This window comes from Rhodophyticola porphyridii, from assembly GCF_003688285.1.
GTDB lineage: Bacteria > Pseudomonadota > Alphaproteobacteria > Rhodobacterales > Rhodobacteraceae > Rhodophyticola > Rhodophyticola porphyridii.
Map to the genome: position 1 here is coordinate 442,090 of NZ_RCNT01000001.1, position 24,812 is coordinate 466,901.

A 24,812-nucleotide genomic window follows, 5' to 3' on the forward strand; every position below is an offset into this window, starting at 1 on the left:
ATGACTGTTACCCGTTTTGCGCCCTCACCCACAGGCTATCTTCATGTGGGCAACCTGCGCACCGCCTTGTTCAACTATCTGATCGCACGGAAGGCGGGCGGGCAGTTCATCCTGCGGCTGGACGATACGGATCCGGAGCGTTCCAAACCGGAATATGCCGATGCGATTCAGGAGGATCTGGAATGGCTCGGCCTGACATGGGACCGGGTGGAGCGGCAATCGGCCCGGTTGGACCGGTATGCGGCGGCGGCGGACGAGTTGCGGGAAAAGGACCGTTTCTACGAGGCGTTCGAGACCCCGACCGAGCTGGACCTGAAACGCAAGAAACAACTGAACATGGGTCTGCCCCCGGTCTATGACCGGGCGGCGCTGGCGCTGAGCGCGGCCGAAAAGGATGCCCTGCGGGCAGAGCGCGGGCAGGGGGTGTGGCGGTTCAGGCTGGATCATGAGCGGATCGAATGGACCGATGGCATCCTTGGCGATCTGTCGATCGACGCGGCCAGCGTGTCCGACCCGGTGCTGATCCGCGGCGACGGGCAGGTGCTCTATACGCTGGCCTCGGTGGTGGACGACACCGAGATGGGGATCACCGATGTGGTGCGCGGATCGGACCATGTGACCAATACCGCGACGCAGATCCAGATCATCGATGCGCTGGGCGGGCATGTGCCCCGTTTCGCGCATCACTCGCTGCTGACCGGTCCGCAGGGGGAGGCGCTGTCGAAACGTCTTGGCACGCTGGCGCTGCGCGATTTGCGCGCGAACGGGGTGGAGCCGCTGGCGCTTCTGAGCCACATGGCGCGGATCGGCTCGTCTCAGCCGGTTGAACTGGCCGGATCGCTGGAGGAGCTGGCCGACGGGTTCGACCTTGGCCATTTCGGCTCCGCGCCGACCAAATTCGATGTGCAGGATCTCTACCCGCTGACCGGGCGCTATCTGCACGGCCTGCCGCTTGAGGCCGTCGCGGAGGATGTGGCTGCGCTGGGCGTGCCCGAGGCGCTGGCCGAGCCTTTCTGGAACGTGGCGCGGGCGAATATCACGACCCGCGCCGATCTGGCCGGGTGGTGGGCGCTGTTCCGGGACGGGGCGACACCGCTGGTGGATGCGGAAGACCGGGATTTCGTGGCCGATGCCTTCGCGATGCTGCCCGATCCGCCCTATTCGGCGGAGACCTGGAGCACATGGACGGATGCGGTGAAGGCGGCGAGCGGGCGCAAGGGCCGGGGGCTGTTCATGCCGCTGCGCAAGGCGGTCACGGGGCTGGAACGGGGGCCGGAGATGGCCGATGTGATGCCGCTTCTGCAAAAGAAGCCGGGCCTGTAGGCACCGGAGCAAGCGGGCCCGTCAGCGCGCCCGGGGGAACGCAAGACGCCCGGCGCCGCTGCGCGGGCCCGGAGGGAAATCCGGTGATGTGAGAGAGCGCTGCCGGAGGAAACGCCCGCGCTGCTCTTTTCACCGGGGGGCCGGAACCGCGCTGCGGCTGCCATGGCATTTGTCACCGGGTCGGGCTGCGGGGTCGATAGACGCCTGAGAGAGCGGGGCCTTTCCCGTCTGTCCTTGAGATATGCGCGCCAAGCCTATTGGTCCGCCTTGTCGGCGGGCGACGCGGGCGTTCATCCGACCTCTCTTTTCATCCTCAGGGCCAGCCGGCGGGCCTGCTCGCGACCGCTTTCATAGGCGCCGTGCGCGGCCCCGGCCCAGTGCGGCGAAGGCCTCGCCTGCGAAGACGATGTTGTCCGTCTCCATGGAGATCGCCCGGCGCCGCTGCGCGGCCGCGCCGGGGCGCGCATTCGAGTAGCTTCCCAAAATCAGCGGGTTGTGGCTCCAGTCGCTCGTGCCGGACGCGATAATCCCGCGCCGGAGGTCGCTCCCGAACGCATGAACCAGCCTCTCCGTCGCAAGGGCGATCATCGCCGGTCCACCTTCACCGATCGCCGGGCCTGCCGCATCGCCGGCCAGGTGGGCGATCAGCACGGGCGGCGAGGTCGACATGATCTGGAAGTCTATCGCCCGTGCGCCCGAGCCGGGGTCAATCATACAGAAGATCTTCCCTGCGGTCTCCGGAGGGAGGTCGGTCACCGCAAGGGCCACTTTTTCGTACTTGCCGCAGGGCAGGTCGCCAATGATGTCGAGCAGTTCGGTCGTGGATCCGGGCGAGAAGCCGATCGAACCCGAGGCCAGAACGCCTGTCGAGGCGGTGATGATCGCGGCCTTTGCCGATATCGTGCCTGCGGACGTATCGAGCGTGACCGAGCCCGCCCCTTGCAGCACCTTTTCGACCCGCGCATTCAGTTTGATCGGAAGGTTGGAGGCCATCCGCGAAAAAAATATCGCCGTAGCCAGAGATCACCGGCCAGTTCAGATCGGTGTCTTCACCGTCGAAATAGTCGGGCGCGGAGACCTTTTCAGGATTTGCGCCGGCCATGGTCTGCAGGACACAGCGAACGCCCGCGTTCCAGCGCCCTGCATCGGGAAGTATCTCCTGAATGGAAACGTCGTTTTCGGCCTCGAACGCGGCTTCGATTGCATCGAAGGCCGCCAGCGTGGCAGCGCGGGCCTCCGCCAGCTCCGTGGCGGAAACGAACCGTCCCGCCTGCCAGATCGCGAAATGATCGACGCGGTCCTCCGTCCGGTAGGCGGCGCCGAGCCGGTCTGCCCAGGCGACCAGCGGATTGATGTCGGCGGAATGCAGCCAGTGGCATCCATGGTCCCAGGCGACCGGTAAGCCCGATGTGTCTGTCAGCGCCCGCCCGCCCACACGATCCGCAGCCTCAAGGACGACGAAGTTCAAACCCGTCCCGGCAAGTTCGAGCCCGGCACCGATGCCCGCGGCGCCTGCTCCGACAATGACCACATCATGGAAGTCCATGGAGAAAAGGTAGTTCAGCCACATCGAAACCGCCAGGACCCCTCCGCCGGTAAGCTGATGCGCAGCTGCTCGTGCAGGGGCGCCTGTCTGAGATCGGCTCCGAAAATCCAGTCATGGCAGTTCCGGGACGAGGCGAGCCTTGGCCACAGCAGAGATTGCGCGCCGCGCCAAAGCCGCAGTCGGCCAGGCGATGGCGAGGCCACCGTCACTCGGTGGCGAAGCGCGGCCTGGTGCGAAAAAAGCTCACATCGTTGGTGAATATGCTGTCTGGTACAAGCTTGATCAGGCGGCCCGACGGGTCCGGGATGCGGGCTACATTCTCGATGAACCAAGGGTTCCAACGGGTTTCGTCAGGGCCCAGGTACCGCGACAAGAGACGGCGGAACAGATCCTGATCCATCGCTTCGACTGTGGCGCGGCCGCGCAGGCCCAGGTGACGCATGATGCCGCGCGCATTGTCGTAGTCGACGATTTCAACAGCAACCTCTGGCGTGTGACGGATCCGGCGGGCCGAACTGGCACCATCGTCCGACAGCATGAAAAGTGCGCCGTTTTCCCAATGATACCAGACGGGCGCGCAGCGGGGTGCGCCATCGGCTTCGCATGTCGCGAGGCTCGCCACCAGGGGCAGGCACAGAACCTCTTCGTGATCGAACGCTTTGGGCATGGGGTTCCTTCCCGGGCAAGACGGCCGAGCGCATGCGCCGGCATCGGGGAGATTGCATGAGGGGAAACGGTGCAACAAGCCGGAACAGCCTGTAAACGGGCGCGGTGCACAGGAGCAGAGCAACGCAAAAGGAGCTCACGCCGGGCCCCGCGCATCAGGATGGGCGATGGCGGAAAGCGGGAGGCCACCGCCCGTCACACATCGACATCCGGCGACCGATCTTTTTAGGCTGGCTGCGGTTCGAGTCGCGTCGACAGGGAGATCACCGATGCCAATGCCATGGACATACCGGCATGCGTCCAAGGAATGGCGTGCCTTTCTCGACGATGTGAAAGAGCGGATGTCCCTTGAATCCGACAACATGGCCTATACCGCTGTCGATGCGGTGTTGCAGGTGTTCCGGCGCCGTCTGACCGCGCAACAGGGGCTGGATTTCGCAAGCGTTCTTCCAACCGTCCTGCGCGCGATCTTCGTGAACGGTTGGAATGTGACCGGCCCGCCCGTTGCTTTCGCCGACAGACATACGCTTGTCGACGAGGTGAAGCGGGTGCGGGTAAACCACAACCTGACGCCGGACAATGCGATCGAGGCGACGGCCTGGGCCGTCCGGCGCTGCACCGACAAGAGAGACTTCGAGCGTGTGCTGGCCCAGATGCCCGACGGCGCGGCAGCCTTTTGGCAGGTGGAGGTGGACGATCCCTCGGAACTCGACCAACGGATCATCTAGCAGGGACGCATCACCCCCCGGGTCAAGGGACCGGCGGCGGTGATCGGAAGCGCGCGCTCCGGCTGGCCGGCCCCGAACGGCGGGGAAGGTCGGCAATGCGGACCTGAAGAAGGACCCAAATCAGCCGTCAACGGTTGCGTTTTGCCTCTACTCATCCTATCTCCAAATCATCTGTAATGGAGATTTCATGTCCCGGTAAGGAAGGGAGGCAGCGCGCCTCCCGGAGCACATACAACGTCTGAAACTGATCCGTCCTCTCGTAGCTGGCGGATAGACTGGATGTGCGCACTCTTTTCCTACCATCAGCGCCCAAATCTGACCTGGGCCAGAGACATGAAAGCGACCCCCATGACACGGGATTACTCAAACTTCCTTCCGCGGGGCGCGTACGCCGCCGGATCACACGCCAAACTCGACCCTCTTCAGGCCCTGGGGTGGCACCCCTTCTTCGCCCAACAGATCAGTGTGGACGATTTGTCATCGACACCTCCCGTTCGCATTGTCGAAGTGCACCGCAGTGGGCTGCACGCCCTTGGTGACGACATTGATACTGTACTTCCTCCCAGAGCGGATGTGACCGTCGGGGACTGGCTGATGCTGGATCCTTCGCACCCGCGATCCAGTCGGGTTCTCGAGCGCACGAGCCTCATCAAGCGGCGGGCGCCCGGCACCGACCGGCAGGAACAGCTGATTGCGGCAAACATTGATACGGCCTTTATCGTCACGTCCTGCAATCAGGACTTCAAGGTGGCCCGGTTGGAACGCTATGCCGCTCTGGCCTTCGAGGCACGGATCACGCCCGTCATCGTCGTCACAAAGACCGACCTTGTGCCGGACCCGCAAAGCTACATCGACGCGGCGCGCGCGGTGTCGGACATGATCGACGTGGTTGCGCTTGACGCCCGTGGAGACGCGCCCCGGACAGAACTGACCCCATGGTGCAAGCCGGGCAAGACGGTGGCGTTCCTCGGCTCATCCGGCGTTGGGAAATCGACGTTGGCCAATGCGTTGCTCGAGAGCCAATCCATCGAAACCCGGACCATTCGCGAGGACGACGCGAAAGGTCGGCATACGACGACGCGGCGTGAGCTTCATGCGATGCCCAATGGCTGTCTGATCCTGGACACGCCGGGCATGCGGGAGTTGCAGCTCACCGATGCGGCGGACGGGATCAATGACCTTTTTGCCGACATTCAGGACCTGGCCGCGCGGTGTCGATTCAACGACTGTCAGCACGAAACCGAGCCGGGATGCGCTGTTCTGGAGGCTGTTGATGAGGGTATTCTCGATGCCCATCGGCTTGGCAGGTGGCGCAAGCTGATGGCGGAGGACGCGTTCAACTCGGCAAGCCTTGCGGAACGCAGGTCACGCGACAAGGCCTTCGGAAAAATGGTGCGCGGCGTTAAAAAGATCAAAGATGTCAGGAGGTAAGACGATGGCGCAGTCGAAAGCGGGTCAAATCGTATGGCACGACCTTTTCACATCGGACAGAGAGTGCTCGATGGCATTTTACCAACACGTCGCCAACTGGACATATGAGGTCGAGCGGGCGACGGATTTTGCCTGGGGAGGCGGCGAGAAGGATTTCGTCCTTGCCCTCTCCGGTGACGAAGCGGGCGCCGGGTTGGCCGAGACGCCTCCGGAGCAGGAAAATGGCTGGATCGCTTATATCGAGGTCTCCGATGTGGACGTGGCGGTCAAGCGCGTCGGCACGCTCGGAGGCAAGATCGTTCGGGAGCCGTTCGAGGTGCCGGGCGTCGGGCGCAACGCACTCGTCCGCGATCCGCTCGGTGCTCTGGTGGGGATTTCGCTGTCTCGGCACGGTTTCCCTGTGCCGCGCCGGCAGTTCGGCCCTGACGTGTATGTCAGCAACGGGACTGACTTCTCGCAGGCGTTCTATGCAGAGCTTTTCGAATGGCAGGTCGCTCCCGAGCGGGACAAGAATCGCGTCGCTCTCCTCGGGCCTGGGGGCGATCTTGTTGCAATCCAACATGCGGCGACTTGGCCAACCGGTTCAAACGCAGCTTGGGTCCCGTGCATCAGGGTTGCTTCAGTCTCCGATGCCTGCCGAGTTGCGGCAACCCAAGGGGCGCGGTCGGCTTCAGTGGATGTGAATGAAACCGTTCAAGTCCATCACCGCATCCTGTGTGATCCAGACGGTGCGCTGTTTGTTCTCGGCGTCGGGCAGACACCCACTTTCTAGCAGCGCGCCTATTCTTCACGGATGCTGCAGAGCGGATATTTGTTCGTTCTGCAGCATCCGTGACCCAGGGCTCCAAGCCGACCTTCACTGCGGTCGCGAGCGCACCTCGGCGGTACGGAGCATGGGTGACGGCCCGGTGTGCGGGACGAAGTGAGCTTTCGCCGCGCCTGCGCCAATGGCGGCTTCCTGCGTTCGAAATAGGAATAGGGACTATTGGTGCGTCACCAAATTGCGATATCAAAGACGCTCTGCAAGGGCTTTCGCATATTCGGGTTCAACGATCCAACTACATGCGACTTCCCAAGCTATTCGGGCTTGGCGAGCAGCCCCGTCATCCTTCTCGATATGACCACAATCGAACAAAATCAGGTCGCGCCTGCATTCGTCCCAATCAATCAATGCAAAGCGGTGCTCTGGGGTTACTAGAATGTTCCCAGCATTCAAATCACCGTGGATGACGCTTTCGTCTCTGCTTGCCACGGCACGCCAAGCATCCCGGCACTTACGCACCAATTCCCCCGGCATTTTGTTCAAGTCAACGTCGCCACCAGCAGAGACACTCAGGAGCCCCTTCGATGATTGAAACTGAGGGCGCTGCGGAAAATGGGAGGCAGCTTTGTGAAAACTTCGCATAGAAGGCCCGAGGCAAGGCAGATCGCTTGGGTCTATCTGAACGCCTTCGATGAACTCTTGGCAGGTCCAGCCGTCTTCAATGAGGTTGCCGCCAGTGCTTTTCAACAGACGCGGGACGACGAATCCGGCATGCCGAGCTTGTTCGTGGATCTCGGAGAGCCATTCGACTGATGCTGATGATCGTCTCGTCGATTTGAAAACGACATTTTGAGAGAGACTCGCCGAAGCAAAGACGGCGTTCCGATGCCCTCCGTGAAGCGGAACCAGCTCAGTTGAGATCGCCCACTTTTCCGTCCGCGGTCGGTCTGGGGTGAGCGATATCACATCCATTTTGGCCCAATGAGTTGCGTTATAGGTGCTTCATAGCTGACATTCATGCGTCACGCAGCATCGGTCAACATGGGCTCGAAGCCGCCCCCCGAGAGCCTTCCTGCCCGACGTGCCCGATGTGGCAGAGCCAGGGCGTGCGATGACCCATCGGGCTTGGCCTGGGTCTGGGTCTTCGATGACGCTGAACGAAGCGGCGGTTTTCTCCCCGGAGACGCGGCCAGCCGCCGTACTCCGCAGACTTGACCTGTAATCTCTCCTTCGGGAGGCATGAAAAAGACTGGCCGGCCCTGTCCATTCATGCCACGCCTAGAACAGGAAGGGACGCGCATGGCACAGGCGAAATTTCTGACTGGCAATCTCTTCCGGCATATCAGCATCATGTCGCTGACCGCCTCGATCGGGTTGATGGCCGTCTTTCTGGTCGATTTCATCGACATGATCTTCATCGCGATGCTGGGCAAGGCGGAGCTGGCCGCGGCCGTGGGCTATGCCGGGGCGATCCTGTTTTTCACGACCTCTTTCGGGATCGGCATGGCCATTGCCGGCGGCGCGCTGGTGGCCCGCGCTCTGGGCGAGGGCGACGCCAAGCTGGCGCAGCGGCGCGCGACCAACAGCCTGATCTTCGGGGTCGCCTTCGGTGCGGTGTTCAGCGCGATCGTCTGGATCAACCTGCACGGGCTGACGGCGCTGGTGGGCGCGAGCGGCCAGACCCAGGAACTGGCGGTGCAGTATCTTCGGATCATCATCCCTTCCCTGCCATTCCTGCTGGTGGGCATGGTGGGCGGTGCGATCCTGCGGGCCCATGGCGATGCGCGCCGCGCGATGATGGCGACGATCTATGGCGGGCTGGTCAATGCGGTTCTGGACCCGATCCTGATCTTCGGTCTCGATCTGGAGCTGACCGGCGCGGCCCTTGCCTCGGTCGCGGCGCGGGTGACCATCGCGGCCACCGCACTGATCCCGATCCTCCGGCATCATGGCGGTTTCGGCCAGCCCGACCTGCCGGGCTTGCGCGCCGATCTTGCGCCGGTCGTCACGCTGGCCTTTCCGGCGATCCTGACGCAACTGGCCACGCCTGTCGGGCAGGCCTATGTCACGCGATCCATGGCAAGCTATGGCGAAGAGGCGGTGGCGGGCATGGCCATCGTGGCGCGGCTGACGCCGGTGGCGTTCGGCGTGATCTTTGCCCTGTCGGGGGCGGTCGGGCCGATCATCGGGCAGAACTTCGGGGCGCGGGACGCGGCGCGTGTCAGGCGCGCCTATTGGGACGGGCTGATCTTCACCGCGCTGGTGGTGATCCTCGTCACGGCGGTGTTGTTCGCCCTGCGCGGACCGATCGCGGATCTGTTCTCTGCCAGCGGCATCACCCGCGATCTGGTCTTTCTGTTCTGCGGCCCGCTGGCGCTGGCCTTCTTTTTCAACGGGATGATCTTCGTCTCGAACGCGGCGTTCAACAATCTGGGGCACCCGTATTATTCGACATGGATCAACTGGGGCCGGCACACGGCGGGTACGATCCCGCTGGTGATCGTGTTTTCGGTGTGGTTCGGCGCCGCGGGCGTGCTGATCGGGCAGGCGGTGGGGGGCGTGCTTTTCGGGCTGGTCTCGCTCTGGCTGGCGCTCAGGGTGATCGCGAAACAGGATGGGGCCGGGGCCGCGCCGGGCCCGTTCCAGCGTCAGGCGCGCCTGCTACAGCTTTTTTATCACCGCCGATAGCCGCTCAAGATTGTCGTCGACAAAGGCCCGTTCATCGGCTTCGAGCACCTGCGCACGCGCATAGACGGGGGCCGCGCGGTCATTGAGGATCGGCGCGTCCCAGCCTGCGGTGGTGTCGAAGAAGCCTTGCGCGCCCGCCGTGCCGAACTCGCGCAGATACCCCTGGATCACCGTGTCGAGATAGCTGAGCAGGATCGGGTGTTCGTCGGTCGCGTCGGTGTCGTGTTCGGGCCGTGTGCGATAGATCTGAATATCGGGCAGATGGCCGTGGTCATGGGTGATCTGGGCGACCGGCAGGCGGTGATAGGCATGTTCGCGCTCGTCAAGCGCGGTCCAGTCGGCGCCGGGGACGGCCGCGATGAGCCCGTCGATCGACGTGCCCGGCGCTTCGACCGCGGTCAGATACGCGGCCTTGCGCAATCGCGTCCGTTTCCAGGTGCGTGCCCAGCCTGTGACCCGCGCCCGCGCAGGGCGGGGGAAATCATGCGTGGCACGATTGACCAGGCTGCCATAGCCGAAGAAAAACGGGTCGGACATGGGCGCCAGTGATGACCATTTGCATCGCTGCACGCAACCCCTTGCCCAACGCGAGAATCCGGGTATCTTCGGCACCGTTCAGACAGGGAGAACCCGGCAAGACGCGCCGGTGCCGAAGGAGCAACCGCCCCGGTAAACTCTCAGGCAACAGGGACCTGTCTGCGCCAAGAAACTCTGGAGAGAGATGCCGGGAGGCATCCGCCGAAGGGATAACGATCTCAGGCGAAAGGACAGAGGGGGCATCGAGGGTCGCGCGCGTGCTGCGCGGCCGAAACGATGCCGGGCCTGCCCCGGGTAGACCCGAGGGATTGATGGCCGAAGATCTGAACCGTTTGCCGCTTCATGCGCTACACGCCGAACTGGGCGGGAAATTCGTGCCCTTCGCGGGCTATGAGATGGCGGTCCAATACGCCGATGGCGTGATGGCCGAGCATCTATGGTGCCGCGAAAAGGCGGGTCTGTTCGATGTCAGCCATATGGGGCAGGTTCTGTTGCCGCCGGATCAGGCGCAGGCGCTGGAGGCGCTGGTGCCGGTCGATGTGCTCGATCTGGAGGTCGGGCGGCAGCGCTATGGCTTTTTCACCAATGACGATGGCGGCATTATGGACGACCTGATGATCGCGCGGCGCGACGGGGACCTGTTCCTTGTGGTCAATGCGGCTTGCAAGGCGGCCGATATCGCGCATCTTCGCGCGCATCTGGGCGGTGTGCAGCCGGTAGAGGGGCGCGCCCTGCTGGCGCTGCAGGGCCCGCTGGCGGAGGCCGCCCTGACCCGGATGGTGCCGGATGCGGCGGCGATGCGGTTCATGGATGTGGCGGTGATGGTGTGGCAGGGGGCCGAGCTGTGGCTCTCGCGTTCGGGCTATACCGGGGAGGACGGCTTCGAGATTTCGCTGCCGGTGGAAAACGCCGAGGCCTTTGCCCGCGCCTTGCTGGAGATGCAGGAGGTTGCGCCCATCGGTCTGGGCGCGCGCGATTCCCTGCGTCTGGAGGCCGGGTTGCCGCTTTACGGGCAGGATCTGAGCCCAGAGATTTCCCCGATCGAGGCGCGCCTGGGCTGGGCCGTTTCCAAGGCGCGGCGGGCGGATGGTACGCGCGCGGGCGGGTTCCCCGGAGCGCCGCGCATTCTTGCCGAAATGGCCGGGGGCGCCCTGCGCAAACGCGTGGGTCTGAGGCCCGAGGGGCGCGCGCCCATGCGCGCGGGCGTGCCGCTATTCGCCGATGCCGAAGGCGGCCCCGGGATCGGGGTTGTCACCTCGGGCGGGTTCGGGCCATCGGTGGGCGGGCCGATTGCCATGGGCCTGATTGACAGCGTGGTGCCCGATGGGGCCATGATTTATGGCGAGGTTCGTGGCAAACGCCTGCCTGCGGCGCAGGTCGCGATGCCGTTCTACAAGAAGACATACAAACGCTGAGCGAGGGAACAGACCGATGAAATACACCGAGGAACACGAATGGCTGCGTGTCGAGGACGATCTGGTGGTGGTGGGGATTACCGAATATGCCGCCACGCAACTGGGCGATGTGGTGTTCGTGGAACTGCCGGAGGAGGGCCTTGAGGTCGTCAAGGATGACGAGGTCGTGGTGATCGAGAGCGTGAAGGCGGCGTCCGACATTCTGGCGCCGCTGGATGGTGAGATTGTCGAGGTGAATACGGCGCTTACGGACAATCCGGGGCTGGTGAACGAAGACCCCACCGGTGCGGCGTGGTTCTTCAAGATGAAGCTGGAAGACATGAGCGCGATGGACGACCTGCTGGACGAAGCCGCCTACAAGGCCCTGATCGAATGACGATGGCGGGGATCGTGGCCGGGCGCGACACGGAGGCCCTTTGCGGTTCGCCCCGGGCCTGCCGTGTGGGCCCTGGCCCGGTCCGCAAATCCACCACGGGGGGGATCGCCGGGCCCGCCTGCGCGCGCCTGCCGGAAATCTTGTGACTATCCTTTGCCAAGCCTGAACGGGAACACCTTCATGACCTTCACGCCGTCCGACTATGACCCTACCGATTTCGCCAATCGCCGCCATATCGGCCCCTCGCCGTCCGAGATGGCGGAGATGCTGGCCGAGGTCGGCGCGGGCAGCCTTGACGAGTTGATGGATCAGACGCTGCCAAGCTCGATCCGGCAGAAGAGGCCGCTGGACTGGCCTGCCCTGTCGGAGGCGGAACTGATCGCGCGGATGCGTGAGATCGCGGCGAAGAACAAGGTTATGGTGAGCATGATCGGGCAGGGCTATTACAACACGCATACTCCGCCCGCGATCCAGCGGAACGTGCTGGAAAACCCGGCCTGGTACACCGCTTACACCCCCTATCAGCCGGAGATCGCGCAGGGCCGTCTGGAAGCCTTGCTGAACTTCCAGACCATGGTGGCCGATCTGACCGGCCTTGAGGTGGCCAATGCCTCGCTTCTGGATGAAAGCACGGCCTGCGCGGAAGCGATGGTAATGGCGCAGCGGGTGGCGAAATCGAAGGCCACGGCATTTTTTGTGGACGAGAACTGCCATCCGCAGAATATCGCCGTGATCCGCACCCGGGCCGCGCCTCTGGGGATCGACGTGATCGTCGGCGCGCCTGCCGATCTGGATGCCACGGCGGTGTTCGGAGCGCTGTTTCAGTATCCGGGCACCTATGGCGGGCTTGCCGATCCGTCTGCGCAGATCGCCGCGCTGCACGAGGCCAAGGCGATCGGGATCGTCTGCACCGATCTGCTGGCGCTGACGCTGATCAAGGAACCGGGCGCGATGGATGCCGATATCGCCGTGGGCTCGGCGCAGCGCTTTGGCGTGCCGCTTGGATATGGTGGCCCGCATGCGGCCTTCATGGCCTGTCGGGACGCCTATAAACGCGCGATCCCGGGCCGGCTGGTGGGGGTCAGCATCGACAGCCACGGGCACAAGGCCTTCCGTCTTGCGCTGCAAACCCGGGAGCAGCATATCCGCCGCGAGAAAGCGACCTCGAATGTCTGCACGGCGCAGGCGCTGCTGGCGGTAATGGCCTCATTCTACGCGGTGTTCCACGGTCCGCTTGGGCTGAAAGCGATTGCGGAGCAGGTGCATCTGAAGACAGTGCGTCTGGCGGCTTCCCTGCGCGCGGGCGGGTTCGCACCCGAGCAGGACCGGTTTTTCGACACGATCACCGTGCCGGTGGGCAATATGCAAAGCCGGATCATGGCCGCCGCCGTGGCGCGCGGGATCAATCTGCGGGATGTGGGCTCGGACCGGATCGGAATATCGGTGGACGAAACCACGACGGTGGAGCATCTGGCCGCGGTGTGCCGCGCCTTCGGAGTATTGCTCGCGGGGCCGCAGAACCTGCCGGCGATCCCGGGCGATCTGTTGCGGACATCGGAGTATCTGACCCATCCGATTTTCCACATGAACCGGGCCGAATCCGAGATGATGCGCTATATGCGGCGCCTGTCGGACCGGGATCTGGCGCTGGACCGGGCGATGATTCCGCTCGGCTCCTGCACGATGAAGCTGAACGCCGCGGTCGAGATGATGCCGATCACATGGCCCGAATTCGGTGCGCTGCACCCGTTTGCCCCGGCCGATCAGGCCGAAGGCTATGCGGAGATGCTGGAGGATCTGTCGGCCAAGCTGTGCGAGATCACCGGCTATGACGCGATGTCGATGCAGCCCAATTCGGGTGCGCAGGGGGAGTATGCCGGGCTTCTGACCATTGCCGCCTATCACCGGGCCAATGGCGAGGCGCACCGCAATATCTGCCTGATCCCGGTGTCGGCCCATGGCACCAACCCGGCCTCCGCGCAGATGGCGGGGATGAAGGTGGTGGTGGTGGCCGCCGCCGCCAACGGGGATATCGACGTGGAGGATTTCCGCGCCAAGGCGGAGGCCGCCGGGGAGAATCTCGCGGCCTGCATGATCACCTACCCCTCGACCCACGGGGTTTTCGAGAAGACCGTCGGCGAGGTGTGCAAGATCACCCATGCGCATGGCGGGCAGGTCTATCTGGACGGTGCCAATCTGAACGCGATGGTGGGGCTGTCGAAGCCGGGCGAGATAGGGGCGGATGTCTCCCACCTGAACCTGCACAAGACGTTCTGCATCCCGCACGGCGGCGGTGGCCCCGGCATGGGGCCGATCGGGGTGAGGGCGCATCTGGCACCGTATCTGCCGGGTCATCCGGAAACCGGAGGAACGGAGGGGCCGGTCAGCGCCGCGCCTTATGGCTCCGCCTCGATCCTGCCGATCTCCTATGCCTATTGCCTGCTGATGGGCGGGCAGGGCATCACGCAGGCGACCAAGGTTGCGATCCTGAACGCCAATTACATTGCCGCCCGCCTGAACGATGCGTTCCCGGTTCTGTTCAAGGGCAAGAGCGGCCATGTGGCCCATGAATGCATTCTGGACACGCGGCCCTTCGCCGAGGCAGGGATTACGGTGGATGATATCGCCAAACGTCTGATTGATAACGGGTTTCACGCGCCCACCATGAGCTGGCCCGTGGCCGGTACATTGATGGTGGAACCAACGGAGTCGGAGACCAAGGCCGAGATCGACCGGTTCTGCGACGCGATGCTTTCGATTCGGGCGGAGATCGCGGATGTGGAGGCGGGAAAGATCGCCGCCGCCGACAGCCCGCTGCACCACGCGCCGCATACGGTCGAGGATCTGATCGGCGACTGGGACAGGGCCTATACCCGGGAACAGGGGTGTTTTCCTGCCGGCGCCTTCCGGGTGGACAAATACTGGCCGCCGGTCAACCGGGTCGACAACGTCTATGGGGACCGGCATCTGATCTGCACCTGTCCGCCGCTGGAGGAGTATCTCGACGCTGCCGAATGAAGGCAGGCGGCGGGGACGGTAAGAGGGCCGGCCCCTGACGACAGACGGGCCGCGCGGATGCAGCGCGCTGCGCCTTGTCCTCAGGGGAGTTCATAGCATTTGCAGATGGCACCATCCGTCCTGCGGTAAGTTCTGAAGCCCATCGCGTCGTAATAGGCAAGGCCAACTGTATTGTCCGCGCCGATGGTCGCGTCGATCTTCCGGAGTCCGGCCCCAATGGCGGCCTCTCGCGAGGCGGCGAACAACCGCGAACCGATACCTCGGCGCCCGGCCTGCGGGCTGACATGGGTGCCGATGATCCCCCAGCCGGGCTCAACCCCGTAGGGGTTGTCTTCGGTCGCATGCTTGAGCGACTGAAATCCCAGTATCCTACCGCTATCATCCACAGCGACGGTACACGCGATCCGGTGCGGATGGGTGATGTAATGCGACAGGACGAAGGCCATGTCGCTGGCCCTGCTGCGGAGTCCTGCCGCCACAAGCTGGTCCAGCACATCGCTGATGCCCTCGGCGTCGCCGGTTTCGGCGGGTCTGATCAGCATATGTCCGGGCTCCTCGCCTTTCGTCGCCGTTCAGCGCTGCCCGAACCGGGCGCGCAGGCCTTGCAGCGTGTATTGCTTGGCGACAGGCCCATGCTCCTCGGGCTGGAAATTCGGGTCCGACGGCAGGCAATCGCGGCCACAGACCTGATGCATGTTGCCGGTTTGCCCGTTGACGAACCAGAGTCGCCCACCGGGCGTGGAGACCCAGCCGTTTATTCCCTGTCTCATGTCGCCTTCGACATCGACGGTCGAGGGGACCTCCCCGTCATAGCCCTGGCCCCAGGCCGCGTGGGTATGCCAGGAGGACAGGACCTCCGCACCGGGTGGTAGGGGCAGGCTTGCGCAGGAGGCATGGCCGCCCCAACTGACCTTGGTGCTTTCCAGCTCGCCGGAGGGCGCGCGCAGCACATACCCGCATACCTCGCGGTTGAATTCGATCGACAGCGGGTTCATGTTTCTGAAAAGCGCCGTCATGAACTCGGTTTCCTCGGCACTCTGTGCCTGTGCGAGGGGGGCCGTCACCAGGCCGAGCACAAGCGCAAGGATCAATCGCATTACATCAACTCCGTAGAACGCGGGCCTGCTGCCATGATAAGAGATATCCAGGGGTTTGCCAGTGCCTTGGCACCGGCTGGACAGCCATCCGGGACGCACTAGGTGGAATTTCGGGGACAGGCAAGGGCAGGGACATCATGGTCAAGTCAGAGTTGGAAAACGCATCCGGTACGGAGGTTATCCTGCGAAATGCACCGGAGGTCGACCGCGACATGCGGCTGTGGCTGAAGGCGGGGTATTTCGCGATGCTGTTCTGCCTCTGGAGCAGCTTCATCATCCCGATCCTGTTCGTCATTCAGATGCGGTGGTAGATCAGCCGCGCATGAAAAACGGGCGCTGCCCGAGGGCGCGCCCGTTTTGAAATCTCTGAGCCCGCCGGTAAGGCAGGCGAGTTCCGGCTTATGCCAGAGCCAGATTTGTCGCGCTTTCGCGGCCGTCACGGCCTGCTTCCACGTCGAAGGTGACCTTCTGGCCATCATTCAGACCGGTCAGACCGGCGCGTTCCACGGCAGAGATGTGCACGAACACGTCGCGCGATCCGCCTTCGGGCTCGATGAAGCCGAAGCCTTTAGTTGCGTTAAACCATTTCACGGTGCCATTGGCCATCCGCTTTTCTCCTTTAAAATCAACTGCCCGCGTAGTGCGGCAGCTATGGCGTCAGTCAGTGGCAGGTCGAGTCGTGGCGCCTATGGTAGGGAGACAGCGGGTCGATTTGCGGTAACGGTCGCAAGGGGCATATGGGGCGGGGCCGCACATAAAGCAAGATAATTCGCGCGGGCACCGGCAAGACCCCGCCTATCGGGCCTGGGTCGGGCGGCGGCAAAGATCGCGGTGCACCGCCCCGAACCGGGGCGACCTCGCGGGCAGAGAAACGGCGCCCGATCAATCGGCAGCGGCGATCCGGGCGGTCTCGGCGGGGGCCATAGCGGCGGACAGATCCGCGATGAGACGGGATGTGCCGCGGCGCGTGATGACCCGGTTGGGCGGACCGGCCTGCCGTACGGCCTCGGCCTGCGCGCCCAGATCGAAGCAGAAGACGGGCAAGCCTGTCGCCAGCGCCTCATGGGTGACGAAGGAGAAGGTTTCCGGCCAGATCGAGGGGATGAGCCAGTGGCTGACCCCGTATCTGGCGACCAGATCGGGGATCTCCCCGATCGCATAGCTGCCATGGATCGGCACCCAGTCGGGCATGGGGAACGCCCGATCGAAATTGCCGATGACCGCCATGTCGAACGGGCGCTGCCCGGGTCCGGTCAGCTTCTTGCAGATCGCGGACACCACGCCGGCGCCCTTTTGCATGCCGATATCGCCCAGCACGCCGAGAACCGGGCGCGGGCCTTCGGGCGGGCGCAGAATGGCCGGTACCTTGGCCAGCATCTCGTGCGGGGCGACCGTGATGCGGTCGGCGGCCTCGGGATAGGCGGCGGTGACCAGATCGCGGCTGTCCCGGGAAAAGACCGTCAACCCGTCGGCCTTGGCGATCAGCGCGCCCCAGGCTTTGCGCCAGTCCCGCAAGGGGACATGGGTGCCGTCGGGGCGCAGGATGCTGTGGATCCTGGCGGCGCTGTCGGCGGCGGGCACGCCGGTGAAGCGGTTTTCCTCGTCCAGCAGAACGTAGGACGGGCTGAGGGGGAAGAAATCGTGGAAAAGGATCTCCAGCCGATCCTCGGGCCCGCGTTTCAGGCCGGACAGGATCTCGGGCAGGCTGACCGGATCCGCATCGCCGACACCGCAGGAATAGATCACCCTGCGCGGCCCGGTGGATGCCAGCAGACCGGTGACAAGAACCAGATTTCCGGTGTGCCCGGAGATCGTGCCGAACGCGCCGTGGACCTCAAGCGTCAGTCGGCTGGCGCCGCCCACGCGCAACACCACGGCCGCCCCGGCCGCCGCGATCCGGCGGCTGATTTCCCGTTCGAGATAGCGTTCCGCCCCGCCGCCGAGACTATGGGCGAGGTAGATCGGCAACGGATCTGCGGTCAGGCTGCCGGCCCAGGCGATGGCCAGCGCGAGACGGACGGATTTCAGCGGGTCGGTCGCGATGAAGTCCTGCACCTGGGCATCGTAGCGGGGATAGCGCCGCGAAATGGTTGCGCCGTTGCGCCGGAGCAACTCCTGCTTCTGGAGCGTGCCGAAGCTTTCGCCGCCGCGATGTTCGACGAAGAGATTGCCAAGCCCGACGTGGCGCCCGCCAAGGGCGGCTGCTTTCTGGCACCAATCGACCTCTTCGCCATAGCCGCGGCCAAAGACGGTATCGAGAGCGGGAAGCCGCCGGAGAAACGCGGCATTGATTGCCATGCAGAAGCCGACGCCCGTGGGCGTGGCGGCCTGCCCGGCCACGGGGTCGATCCACCGCGCGGCCCGGTCGATCAGGTCGGCCTGCCCGGGCAAAAGGACATTTCGCTTGCAGATGCCGGGGACCGAGAAGATCTCGGCATCGTTGGACATGGGCGTGACCGTCGCCACCTTGTCCCCGGTCAGGATCGGCTGCATCAGCCGGGAGGCCCAGCCCTCTGGCACGAACGCGTCGGAATTCAGCAAGATGACGTGATCGCCCAGATCGCGCGCCCGCGCCAGCCCGCGATTGACGCTGCCGATGAAGCCGAGATTCCGCTCGTTTTCCAGCAATTCAACCGGGGCATCGGCGCCAAGCCCCTCGCGCCAGTCCCGCAAATAGGGGCGGACCGCCGGATCGCTGGAACAGTCTTCCAGGATAATCAGGCGAAAGGGAATGTCGGTGTGCCGCATCACCCGGTCCAGCACCTCGGGCAGGAGATCGAGGGCGTTGTAGACCGGCAGGATGATCGTGACGGTGCCTGTGCCGGTGCCGGTGTCTGCTTTCTGCGGTCTTGCCCCGGTCATGGTCGCGGGATAGGCCGGATCGGTGCGGGCGAAGAGATCATCATCCAGAAGGCCGCGGCCCGAGGGGCTTCGGTCGAAGCCCAGTTCGGATATGATCCGGCTGTAGGCGCGCGTGTCCCGGAACAGTTTCCAGCGCAGGATCGGCCCGATATTGCGGAACAGAAGCCGGGCAAATTCGGGCCGCAGCGCGCGTTGCGCGGCCCGTACTTCCGCCGTGCCGGGACCGGGCAGGGGCTGCGCATGGCCGAAGCTTCCGGTCACGCTGGTCAGCGTCAGATCGGTGCCGTCGCGCGGCATGGTCAGCTCGAAGCCCAAGGCGGCCGTGTCGGCAAGGTTCAGCGCGGAGGCGACATCGGGGCGCGGAATATCCGGGCGGGCAACGCCGGATTGCGTCTCGCTGGACAGGATCAGATGGGATGCGGTGGACCAGCCGACCACATGCACATGATCCCCGGCCAATGTGTAGAAATCCACATACCCTGTCGGATGGTCCGGATCGGGGCCCAGGGGAAAGCCCGGCATTTTCAACGTGATGTGCTGATCGGCATATCGGCTGAAAATAGATCTCAATCGTGAAATCATGGTGGGCGAAACGTCCCGTAACCAGCGCGATTGCTAAAAAAGCCGCTCTGGAATGATCGAGCGGTATAGGAAGAAAACGCTAGCCGATTTCCCAAGACCTCACAAGAGCGGGCCCGTCGCCCCCCGGAAACCGCATTTCGGGAGCCGGGGCAGTGCATTTCTGCACAACCTTCGCGCGCATATGTGCGTTGATGTAGGGGGACGCAGACCCAGCTTTTCAGCAAGCGGGGCTGCTTGCCCCATTTCACGATCTGGAGGAGATATCAGATGACCCGTTCGATCCCCGGCCTGCACCATGTGACGGCCATTTCCGGGCCACCTCAGGCCAATGTCGATTTCTTTACCGGTGTGCTCGGCCAGCGTCTTGTCAAGAAAACCGTGAATTTCGACGATCCCGGCACCTACCATCTGTATTATGGCGACCGGACGGGCAGCCCCGGCACGATCCTGACCTTTTTTCCGTTTGCCGATGCGGGGCCGGGCCGTGCGGGGCCGGGCATGGCCTCCGCCTATGGGTATGCGGTGCCAGCTGGGCGGTTCGACCCCTGGATGGAGCGGCTGGCCGAAGCGGCCGTGGCCTTCGACGGGCCCGTGGAGCGTTTTGGCGCCAGGGTGATCACCCTTGCGGACCCCGATGGCGCGCCGGTGGAACTGATCGAGACAGACCGCGAGAGTGCGGAGGATCTGGACGGGTTTCACTCCGTCACGCTTTGGGAGCGGGATACAGAGCCGACCGCTCGGCTTCTGGTGGATGTGTTCGGCTATGAGCACGCCGGCCATGAGACGAGGGGCGGGGTGGAACGCCTGCGACTGAAAGCACCGGGAGATGCGCGCGGCGGCGTGGTCGACCTGATCCGGTCCGATGCACCTTCCATCGGGCGGCAGGGTGCCGGAAGCATCCATCACGTGGCGTTCCGCGCCGAAAACGACGCGGTGCAGCAGGCGTGGCGCGAAACGCTGACAAGTGCCGGGTTCGGGCCGACGCCGGTGATCGACCGGCAGTATTTCAACGCGATCTATTTCCGGGAACCGGGTGGGGTTCTGTTCGAGATCGCGACCGATCCGCCGGGCTTCGCGGTGGATGAGGACGTAGCCGATCTGGGCACCGCGCTGAAGCTGCCGGCTCAATACGAGGCGCAGCGCGACCGCATCGAACAGGTGCTGCCGCCCCTGAAGGTGACCACATGAGCGACCGGGGCCTGCTGTCGTTTGGCGGGGCCAGCCCGGGCCGGGCGGCCCGTGGCCTCGTCCTGGCGCATGGGCGCGGCGGCTCCGCGGCCGACATTCTGGAGCTGGGCGCGGCGCTTGGTCTGCCCGATGTCGCGCTGGCGGCGCCCGATGCCAGGGGACAGAGCTGGTGGCCCACGTCGTTTCTGGCGCCGCATACGCAGATGGCCCCCTATCTGGAGGCCGGATTGCATGCGCTGGACCGGGCGGTGGAGGCGCTGGTAGAGGGCGGCCTGGAGCGGGACCGCATCGCGGTCGCGGGCTTCAGCCAGGGGGCTTGTCTGGCGCTGGAATACGGGGCGCGCAGCGCCGGTCTGGGGGCGGTCATCGGCCTGTCCGGCGGGCTGGTGGGCACGGGCGATGCCGGTGGTGGCGCGGTAAATGCGCTATACGGGTATGCGCCCAAGCTTTTCGACTATGACAACCGGCTGGAGGGCACCCCCGTCGTGATCGCGGTCCATGCGCGCGACCCGCATATCCCGCTGGCACGCGCCGAAGAAAGCGCCGGGGTGTTCCGGGCCATGGGTGCGGAGGTGGAGCTTCTGGTCACGCCCGGCGAGGGGCACGGGATAACCGGCGACGGTCTGGCGGCCATGCGCCGCTTGCTGAACCGCTAACGGGTTTTCCTTCCCCGGGAGGGTCAGCGGAACCAGTGGTTCCATCCGGCATGGTAGAGCGGCACCAGCGGATGACCCTGAATGGAGTTGACCTCCGCCTGCAGGCGTGCGGTGTCGAGGCCGAAGACCCGGGCGGACTGCCAGACCCCGGGCGTGAGGAAACGCAGATTTGCGGGCAGGAACGGCGCGCGATCGGTCAGGCCCATGGGACCGGCGATGACGAAGCCCCAATCGCCGAAGCTGGGCACATAGACGTGATAGGGCAGCGTGGCGAGCCCCGCACCGGGAGCTTGCGGGTTGCGGGTGGCCGCCAGCGTCGCCTCGATCGTCCAGAAGGCTTGCCGCGCAAATGTGGGCGAGCCGGCCTGCGTCACGAAAAGCCCCCGCGCGGAGAGGCGCTCCACCAGCATGGCGTAAAACTCGATCGAGTAAAGCTTTGATACTGCGATTGTTTTCGGATCCGGCAGGTCGGCGATGACCACATCGTATATGGCGGTGTCCTCGGCGACGAAGGCCCAGGCATCGGCGTTGATGACGGTCACGCGCGGATCGTTGAACGCGTTGCCGTTGAGCGGGATCAGGGCCGGATTTGTCGCGAACAGATCCGTCACCCGCGGGTCCAGATCCACCAGCGTCACGGTCTCCACATCGTCATGGCGCAGCACCTCGCGAAGCGCCATGCCGTCGCCACCGCCGAGGATCAGCACATCGGACCGCCGCGGGGCGAGGCCCATGGCCGGATGGACCAGCGCTTCGTGGTAGCGGTGTTCGTCAAGCGTGTCGAACTGGATCGACTGGTCGAGAAAGAGCCGGATCCGCTCGTCGAAGCGGGTGATGGTGATGGCCTGATACGGGGTCTGTTCGGAGAGGATGACCTCGTCTTCGAAGAGCCGCGCATCGATTGCGGAGACGAGCCGGTCGCTGGAGACGAGGCCGATAAGGGCGAGCCCCAGAAACCCGGCCCAGGGCAGCCAGAGGCCGCTGCCCAGCCGGTCGCGGAAAAGCCAAAGGGAAAACCCCGCCACCAACAGGTTCAGCACGCCGAAGGCGAGGCTGGCCGCGATCAGGGAAAGGTTGGGGATGATCAGAAGCGGAAATGCGAGGCTGGCGGCAAGCGCGCCGATATAATCCGCGGTCAGCACGTTTTCGAAGCGGAACTCGGCGGCCCCGATCTGTTTCAGCACTCGGGTGATCAAGGGGATTTCCATCCCCGACAGCACGCCGATGATGATCAGCAGCCCGTAAAGCGGCAAGCCGACGCTGCCCGACCAGGCATAGGCGAAGAACAGGATCGGCCCGGAGGCGCCGCCGAAGACGCCCAGGGCGATCTGCGCCCGCACGAACCCGCCAAGGGCATCGCCGACAAAGCGCGACAAATAGGCCCCCAGGCCCATCGCGGACAGGAATACGCCGATCACGAAGGAAAACTGCCGGATCGAATCCCCGATCAGATAGCTGGAGATCGTGGCCGCGATCAGCTCGTAGATCAGGCCCGCGACGGCAACCACGAAGGTGGCCGCCAGAAGCCAGGCGACCTTGGGCGTGACCTCGGACGGTGAGGAGGCGGTCAAGACAGGATGACGGCGGCGATGATGATCGAGATCGAGATGAAGACCGCGCTGATCAGCACGGCCAGGGCGGTGTTCTGATCCTCTTCGATCTCCTTGACGATCGAGAAGGGGGTCATCAGATCGAGCACTTTCCACGCGATCCACAACAGGACCAGCCCGATGCCGGTGTAAAACAGCGTGGAGACGAATTCGGCCAGAACGATCAGCTCAAACGGGTTCATGGGGCGGGCTCCTTTTGGGTCATTTGATACGGCCGAGCGAATTGTAGCCACCGCCCGGGCTGCCAGCGCGGATCGAGGCTGCGGTGGCGATATCCCGGCTTTCGCGGCCGATGCCGTAGTAGGACAGATAGCCCGCGCCCAGAAGGGCGAGGCTACAGCCGACCAGTATGACGACGCGAAACGGGGTCATGGGCGGGCCTTTCTAATCTTCATCGGTCCAGTCCGAGCCGGACCAGCGTCGTTTTTCGTACAATGCGTAGCGGCCTTGCAGCGCGAGGGCGCCCAGAAGGAACAGGACCGTCATGGCCCCCATCCAGAGAGAGGTCGTCACCTTCTGTCGCACCGATATGGTGACATAGGAGAGCGGGCTATGGTTGCCCTGCCAGCTTTCCGCCTCCTCCAGATCCAGCGTGATCCGATGCACACCGGTGTCCGTGGGCCGGAAGAGATAGTGTGCGCGGCGCGAGCCTTCGGACCATCGCTCCCCACCGTCGGTGCCGGAGTAATACTGCGCCGCGCGCAGGCCCTCGACCACGGGCTCGCCCGCTGCATTCAGGATCTCGGTCGAGAACAGCGCATAGGCGTTGCTGACATCGGTTTGCAGATCCACGCGAACCAGCTGATCCGCCGAGGTGAGCGTGAAGTCGTAGGTTTGCGGCAGATCGCGGACCGGCACCCGGTCGACGTTCAGCACCCTGTCGCCGGGCAGGATCCAAAGGGCCAGGGTCAGCAAAAGCGCGACGGCGGCAAACCCAAGCAGCGCGAGGCGCAGGAAGCCTTCGTCCTTCAACGGTTTGAAAGGGGTCAGAGGATGCGGTTCCGTCACGCGGATTGTGGCCGGATCGATGCCAAGTTGGGCGCAGATCCGTTCGGTCGGGATCAGGATCGAGCGTTCGACCTCGCGTTCGTTCCGGCTGAAGGAATAGCTCAGCATCGCCTCTCTGGACATCAGCGTGACGGCGGTCTTGCTCTCCCCCAGCTCGGGGAGCCAGTTGAACTCCCCTTCCATGAAATCGATGCGCGCCGTGCTGGTCTCGTAATAGCGGTAATGACCGTCGTTCAGCCTGGCGCGGGGCGGGCTTTCGGCGCGTTCCACCTGCGCGGCGCCTATCCACATGGGCGAGGGCAGGTCGCGCAGCTTGCGCGTGAAGACAAAGGCGCCGCTTTCATAGCTCAGCCATGCATAGCCATGGGTGGGCGAAAAAAGCTGATGCTCGGTCCAGCGCCAGGTTTCGCCGCGATAGGTCTCGATCATCCCGAGCGTGCCGATGACGGTGAAATCCGCGCCTTCGATGGTGGCCGTCATGCCGATATTCACCGGGCTGAACGGGTGGTCCCGTTTTCCGATGGAGGTCAGGATCCTGTACTTGTCCTGCGCGTCGAGAACCGCGCCGCAATAGCCGCAGACATGGGTCCGCACGCGGCCCCCGCCCAGCACGCCGAGGCCCGCGCCGCATTGCGTGCAATTGATCGAGGATAGATCGGCGGCGCGGGTCATGTCGCGCGGTCCGGTTTCAGATCGAACGGGTCGAGCCAGCGACCCCTGTACCATGCGCGGACACCGGCCCAGAACTCGCCGGAGATAAGCGCGCCGTCGTCGCCGGTGGCGTTCACGAAATTGTGCCGCTCTCCGATTTCCATGACTTCGGGGAACTCCCCGCGAATGGCAACGCAGGCGGCGGAGTCGGCCTCCGTCACGGTGTAGGTGTTGCCCTCCACCCGGAAGCTGGCGCCAAGCGGGGGCGCCTCGTTCCATTTCGGAGCCTGTCCCTCCGGCAGCGCGGTCTGGAGGATCACGTCCCCCTCATCTATGCTGATCCATGCGCCATTGCCGCTGCCGTCGAGGGCCCAAAGCTCATCCCACCAGCCGCGCCCGTAATCGAACCGGGCATGGCCCACCATCCGGTAGACATGCCGCCCGACGCGCAGCTTGTCTCCAAGGGCGAGCAGCATCGGGACCTCATGCATTTCGCCATGGTTGCCGATCGGGGCCAGCGCATCGGCCTGCCGGAACAGTGTGGTGCCGCAGGAGGGGCAATCGAACATCCGCGTCGATTTTTGCAGGCGGGCGAAGCTATTGCCGCAGTTCGGGCAGGAAAGATGGCCTTTGGGCGTCATGAAAAGATATCAGAAAATCGGGTCAT

General features: G+C 64.4%; 25 protein-coding genes, 1 pseudogene and 1 riboswitch. Of the genes and pseudogenes, 12 read left to right on the plus strand and 14 right to left on the minus strand.

Annotation, left to right across the window (positions count from 1 at the left end; genetic code table 11):
- Nucleotides 1–1,323, plus strand: coding sequence for a glutamate--tRNA ligase (gene gltX / locus D9R08_RS02250; RefSeq protein ID WP_121896808.1), 1,323 nt, complete (start codon nucleotides 1–3; stop codon nucleotides 1,321–1,323).
- Nucleotides 1,324–1,671: 348 nt separating this feature from the next.
- Here gltX and D9R08_RS02255 read toward each other — a convergent pair whose 3' ends face one another.
- Nucleotides 1,672–2,316: an FAD-dependent oxidoreductase gene (locus tag D9R08_RS02255; RefSeq protein WP_121896358.1), complete on the minus strand. Its 645-nt coding sequence runs from the start codon at nucleotides 2,314–2,316 to the stop codon at nucleotides 1,672–1,674.
- Between D9R08_RS02255 and D9R08_RS19185 the strand changes: the two genes are divergently transcribed.
- Nucleotides 2,306–2,725: a hypothetical protein gene (locus D9R08_RS19185; RefSeq protein ID WP_199709250.1), complete on the plus strand. Its 420-nt coding sequence runs from the start codon at nucleotides 2,306–2,308 to the stop codon at nucleotides 2,723–2,725. The genes D9R08_RS02255 and D9R08_RS19185 overlap by 11 nt on opposite strands.
- On the opposite strand, the pseudogene D9R08_RS19605 reads toward D9R08_RS19185, so the two are convergent.
- Nucleotides 2,609–2,893, minus strand: a pseudogene (locus D9R08_RS19605) (NAD(P)-binding protein); the annotation flags it as partial. The gene D9R08_RS19185 and the pseudogene D9R08_RS19605 overlap by 117 nt on opposite strands.
- A 181-nt stretch (nucleotides 2,894–3,074) precedes the next feature.
- On the minus strand, nucleotides 3,075–3,536 hold the full coding sequence (locus tag D9R08_RS02265) for a pyridoxamine 5'-phosphate oxidase family protein (RefSeq protein ID WP_121896360.1): 462 nt from the start codon (nucleotides 3,534–3,536) through the stop codon (nucleotides 3,075–3,077).
- A 268-nt stretch (nucleotides 3,537–3,804) separates the two neighbouring features.
- Between D9R08_RS02265 and D9R08_RS02270 the strand changes: the two genes are divergently transcribed.
- The 3 genes from D9R08_RS02270 (at nucleotide 3,805) to D9R08_RS02280 (ending at nucleotide 6,466) form a co-directional block, all read left to right on the plus strand.
- Nucleotides 3,805–4,263, plus strand: coding sequence for a DUF2267 domain-containing protein (locus tag D9R08_RS02270; protein WP_121896361.1), 459 nt, complete (start codon nucleotides 3,805–3,807; stop codon nucleotides 4,261–4,263).
- Nucleotides 4,264–4,611: 348 nt separating this feature from the next.
- Nucleotides 4,612–5,694 (plus strand): ribosome small subunit-dependent GTPase A, encoded by a 1,083-nt coding sequence (gene rsgA / locus D9R08_RS02275; protein ID WP_121896362.1) that lies wholly within the window; start codon nucleotides 4,612–4,614, stop codon nucleotides 5,692–5,694.
- A 4-nt stretch (nucleotides 5,695–5,698) separates the two neighbouring features.
- Nucleotides 5,699–6,466: a VOC family protein gene (locus D9R08_RS02280; RefSeq protein ID WP_233557171.1), complete on the plus strand. Its 768-nt coding sequence runs from the start codon at nucleotides 5,699–5,701 to the stop codon at nucleotides 6,464–6,466.
- Nucleotides 6,467–6,703: 237 nt separating this feature from the next.
- Here the strand turns inward: D9R08_RS02280 and D9R08_RS02285 are convergent, their stop codons facing one another.
- Complete coding sequence (locus D9R08_RS02285; RefSeq protein ID WP_121896364.1) at nucleotides 6,704–7,429, minus strand: phosphotransferase; 726 nt, start codon at nucleotides 7,427–7,429, stop codon at nucleotides 6,704–6,706.
- Between the two features lie 327 nt (nucleotides 7,430–7,756).
- On the opposite strand from D9R08_RS02285, the gene D9R08_RS02290 reads away from it, so the two are divergent.
- On the plus strand, nucleotides 7,757–9,145 hold the full coding sequence (locus D9R08_RS02290; protein WP_121896365.1) for an MATE family efflux transporter: 1,389 nt from the start codon (nucleotides 7,757–7,759) through the stop codon (nucleotides 9,143–9,145).
- Here D9R08_RS02290 and D9R08_RS02295 read toward each other — a convergent pair.
- Nucleotides 9,119–9,682 carry a gamma-glutamylcyclotransferase family protein gene (locus tag D9R08_RS02295; RefSeq protein WP_121896366.1) on the minus strand — a complete coding sequence of 188 codons (564 nt, stop codon included), beginning with the start codon at nucleotides 9,680–9,682 and terminating at the stop codon, nucleotides 9,119–9,121. The genes D9R08_RS02290 and D9R08_RS02295 overlap by 27 nt on opposite strands.
- 74 nt (nucleotides 9,683–9,756) lie before the next feature.
- A riboswitch (glycine riboswitch) is annotated at nucleotides 9,757–9,849 on the plus strand.
- A 144-nt stretch (nucleotides 9,850–9,993) separates the two neighbouring features.
- Here D9R08_RS02295 and gcvT point away from each other — a divergent pair.
- From gcvT to gcvP, 3 genes are all read left to right on the plus strand, one after another.
- Nucleotides 9,994–11,097 (plus strand): glycine cleavage system aminomethyltransferase GcvT, encoded by a 1,104-nt coding sequence (gene gcvT / locus D9R08_RS02300; protein WP_121896367.1) that lies wholly within the window; start codon nucleotides 9,994–9,996, stop codon nucleotides 11,095–11,097.
- Nucleotides 11,098–11,113: 16 nt separating this feature from the next.
- Entirely contained in the window at nucleotides 11,114–11,473 is a 360-nt protein-coding gene (gcvH, locus tag D9R08_RS02305; protein ID WP_121896368.1) for a glycine cleavage system protein GcvH, read from the plus strand.
- Between the two features lie 180 nt (nucleotides 11,474–11,653).
- Nucleotides 11,654–14,491 carry an aminomethyl-transferring glycine dehydrogenase gene (gene gcvP, locus D9R08_RS02310; protein ID WP_121896369.1) on the plus strand — a complete coding sequence of 946 codons (2,838 nt, stop codon included), beginning with the start codon at nucleotides 11,654–11,656 and terminating at the stop codon, nucleotides 14,489–14,491.
- A gap of 80 nt (nucleotides 14,492–14,571) precedes the next feature.
- On the opposite strand, the gene D9R08_RS02315 is transcribed toward gcvP, so the two are convergent.
- Nucleotides 14,572–15,033 carry a GNAT family N-acetyltransferase gene (locus D9R08_RS02315; protein ID WP_121896370.1) on the minus strand — a complete coding sequence of 154 codons (462 nt, stop codon included), beginning with the start codon at nucleotides 15,031–15,033 and terminating at the stop codon, nucleotides 14,572–14,574.
- Nucleotides 15,034–15,063: 30 nt separating this feature from the next.
- Complete coding sequence (locus D9R08_RS02320; protein WP_121896371.1) at nucleotides 15,064–15,588, minus strand: DUF4329 domain-containing protein; 525 nt, start codon at nucleotides 15,586–15,588, stop codon at nucleotides 15,064–15,066.
- A 137-nt stretch (nucleotides 15,589–15,725) separates the two neighbouring features.
- Here D9R08_RS02320 and D9R08_RS19030 point away from each other — a divergent pair, with 137 nt between their 5' ends.
- On the plus strand, nucleotides 15,726–15,899 hold the full coding sequence (locus D9R08_RS19030; RefSeq protein ID WP_158598910.1) for a hypothetical protein: 174 nt from the start codon (nucleotides 15,726–15,728) through the stop codon (nucleotides 15,897–15,899).
- 88 nt (nucleotides 15,900–15,987) lie between these two features.
- Here the strand turns inward: D9R08_RS19030 and D9R08_RS02325 are convergent, their stop codons facing one another.
- Both D9R08_RS02325 and D9R08_RS02330 read right to left on the minus strand, forming a co-directional pair.
- Nucleotides 15,988–16,194, minus strand: a complete 207-nt coding sequence (locus D9R08_RS02325) for a cold-shock protein (protein WP_121896372.1) — start codon at nucleotides 16,192–16,194, stop codon at nucleotides 15,988–15,990.
- Nucleotides 16,195–16,470: 276 nt separating this feature from the next.
- Nucleotides 16,471–18,972 carry a glycosyltransferase gene (locus D9R08_RS02330; protein ID WP_158598911.1) on the minus strand — a complete coding sequence of 834 codons (2,502 nt, stop codon included), beginning with the start codon at nucleotides 18,970–18,972 and terminating at the stop codon, nucleotides 16,471–16,473.
- 327 nt (nucleotides 18,973–19,299) lie between these two features.
- Here D9R08_RS02330 and D9R08_RS02335 point away from each other — a divergent pair, with 327 nt between their 5' ends.
- The gene (locus tag D9R08_RS02335; protein WP_121896374.1) at nucleotides 19,300–20,220 is read left to right on the plus strand and encodes a ring-cleaving dioxygenase; all 921 of its coding nucleotides are present in this window, start codon (nucleotides 19,300–19,302) and stop codon (nucleotides 20,218–20,220) included.
- A complete protein-coding gene (locus tag D9R08_RS02340) occupies nucleotides 20,217–20,876 on the plus strand; it encodes an alpha/beta hydrolase (protein ID WP_121896375.1) in 660 nt (219 codons plus the stop codon). The genes D9R08_RS02335 and D9R08_RS02340 overlap by 4 nt, the downstream gene beginning before the upstream one ends.
- 23 nt (nucleotides 20,877–20,899) lie before the next feature.
- On the opposite strand, the gene D9R08_RS02345 is transcribed toward D9R08_RS02340, so the two are convergent.
- From D9R08_RS02345 to D9R08_RS02355, 5 genes are read right to left on the minus strand one after another with little or no spacing between them, the layout of a single operon-like run.
- Complete coding sequence (locus D9R08_RS02345) at nucleotides 20,900–22,447, minus strand: polyamine aminopropyltransferase (RefSeq protein ID WP_233557172.1); 1,548 nt, start codon at nucleotides 22,445–22,447, stop codon at nucleotides 20,900–20,902.
- Nucleotides 22,444–22,668, minus strand: coding sequence for a DUF350 domain-containing protein (locus D9R08_RS19335; RefSeq protein WP_227284544.1), 225 nt, complete (start codon nucleotides 22,666–22,668; stop codon nucleotides 22,444–22,446). The genes D9R08_RS02345 and D9R08_RS19335 overlap by 4 nt, the downstream gene beginning before the upstream one ends.
- A 19-nt stretch (nucleotides 22,669–22,687) precedes the next feature.
- Nucleotides 22,688–22,858 carry a hypothetical protein gene (locus tag D9R08_RS19035; RefSeq protein WP_158598912.1) on the minus strand — a complete coding sequence of 57 codons (171 nt, stop codon included), beginning with the start codon at nucleotides 22,856–22,858 and terminating at the stop codon, nucleotides 22,688–22,690.
- A 12-nt stretch (nucleotides 22,859–22,870) separates the two neighbouring features.
- Nucleotides 22,871–24,166 (minus strand): DUF4178 domain-containing protein, encoded by a 1,296-nt coding sequence (locus D9R08_RS02350; protein ID WP_158598913.1) that lies wholly within the window; start codon nucleotides 24,164–24,166, stop codon nucleotides 22,871–22,873.
- The gene (locus D9R08_RS02355; RefSeq protein WP_121896378.1) at nucleotides 24,163–24,786 is read right to left on the minus strand and encodes a DUF4178 domain-containing protein; all 624 of its coding nucleotides are present in this window, start codon (nucleotides 24,784–24,786) and stop codon (nucleotides 24,163–24,165) included. Before D9R08_RS02355 ends, D9R08_RS02350 begins: the two co-directional genes overlap by 4 nt.
- Between the last annotated feature and the right edge of the window lie 26 nt (nucleotides 24,787–24,812).

Coding starts and splice junctions, on each gene's coding strand:
- D9R08_RS19335 (WP_227284544.1), bottom strand. CDS start 22,668: ATGAACCCGTTTGAGCTGATCGTTCTGGCCGAATTCGTCTCCACGCTG.
- gcvT (WP_121896367.1), top strand. CDS start 9,994: ATGGCCGAAGATCTGAACCGTTTGCCGCTTCATGCGCTACACGCCGAA.
- D9R08_RS02270 (WP_121896361.1), top strand. CDS start 3,805: ATGCCAATGCCATGGACATACCGGCATGCGTCCAAGGAATGGCGTGCC.
- D9R08_RS02355 (WP_121896378.1), bottom strand. CDS start 24,786: ATGACGCCCAAAGGCCATCTTTCCTGCCCGAACTGCGGCAATAGCTTC.
- gltX (WP_121896808.1), top strand. CDS start 1: ATGACTGTTACCCGTTTTGCGCCCTCACCCACAGGCTATCTTCATGTG.
- D9R08_RS02350 (WP_158598913.1), bottom strand. CDS start 24,166: ATGACCCGCGCCGCCGATCTATCCTCGATCAATTGCACGCAATGCGGC.
- rsgA (WP_121896362.1), top strand. CDS start 4,612: ATGACACGGGATTACTCAAACTTCCTTCCGCGGGGCGCGTACGCCGCC.
- D9R08_RS02335 (WP_121896374.1), top strand. CDS start 19,300: ATGACCCGTTCGATCCCCGGCCTGCACCATGTGACGGCCATTTCCGGG.
- D9R08_RS02340 (WP_121896375.1), top strand. CDS start 20,217: ATGAGCGACCGGGGCCTGCTGTCGTTTGGCGGGGCCAGCCCGGGCCGG.
- D9R08_RS02320 (WP_121896371.1), bottom strand. CDS start 15,588: ATGCGATTGATCCTTGCGCTTGTGCTCGGCCTGGTGACGGCCCCCCTC.
- D9R08_RS02255 (WP_121896358.1), bottom strand. CDS start 2,316: ATGGCCTCCAACCTTCCGATCAAACTGAATGCGCGGGTCGAAAAGGTG.
- D9R08_RS02330 (WP_158598911.1), bottom strand. CDS start 18,972: ATGCCGGGCTTTCCCCTGGGCCCCGATCCGGACCATCCGACAGGGTAT.
- D9R08_RS02285 (WP_121896364.1), bottom strand. CDS start 7,429: ATGGATGTGATATCGCTCACCCCAGACCGACCGCGGACGGAAAAGTGG.
- D9R08_RS02295 (WP_121896366.1), bottom strand. CDS start 9,682: ATGTCCGACCCGTTTTTCTTCGGCTATGGCAGCCTGGTCAATCGTGCC.
- D9R08_RS02280 (WP_233557171.1), top strand. CDS start 5,699: ATGGCGCAGTCGAAAGCGGGTCAAATCGTATGGCACGACCTTTTCACA.
- D9R08_RS02290 (WP_121896365.1), top strand. CDS start 7,757: ATGGCACAGGCGAAATTTCTGACTGGCAATCTCTTCCGGCATATCAGC.
- D9R08_RS19030 (WP_158598910.1), top strand. CDS start 15,726: ATGGTCAAGTCAGAGTTGGAAAACGCATCCGGTACGGAGGTTATCCTG.
- gcvH (WP_121896368.1), top strand. CDS start 11,114: ATGAAATACACCGAGGAACACGAATGGCTGCGTGTCGAGGACGATCTG.
- D9R08_RS02315 (WP_121896370.1), bottom strand. CDS start 15,033: ATGCTGATCAGACCCGCCGAAACCGGCGACGCCGAGGGCATCAGCGAT.
- gcvP (WP_121896369.1), top strand. CDS start 11,654: ATGACCTTCACGCCGTCCGACTATGACCCTACCGATTTCGCCAATCGC.
- D9R08_RS02325 (WP_121896372.1), bottom strand. CDS start 16,194: ATGGCCAATGGCACCGTGAAATGGTTTAACGCAACTAAAGGCTTCGGC.
- D9R08_RS02265 (WP_121896360.1), bottom strand. CDS start 3,536: ATGCCCAAAGCGTTCGATCACGAAGAGGTTCTGTGCCTGCCCCTGGTG.
- D9R08_RS19035 (WP_158598912.1), bottom strand. CDS start 22,858: ATGACCCCGTTTCGCGTCGTCATACTGGTCGGCTGTAGCCTCGCCCTT.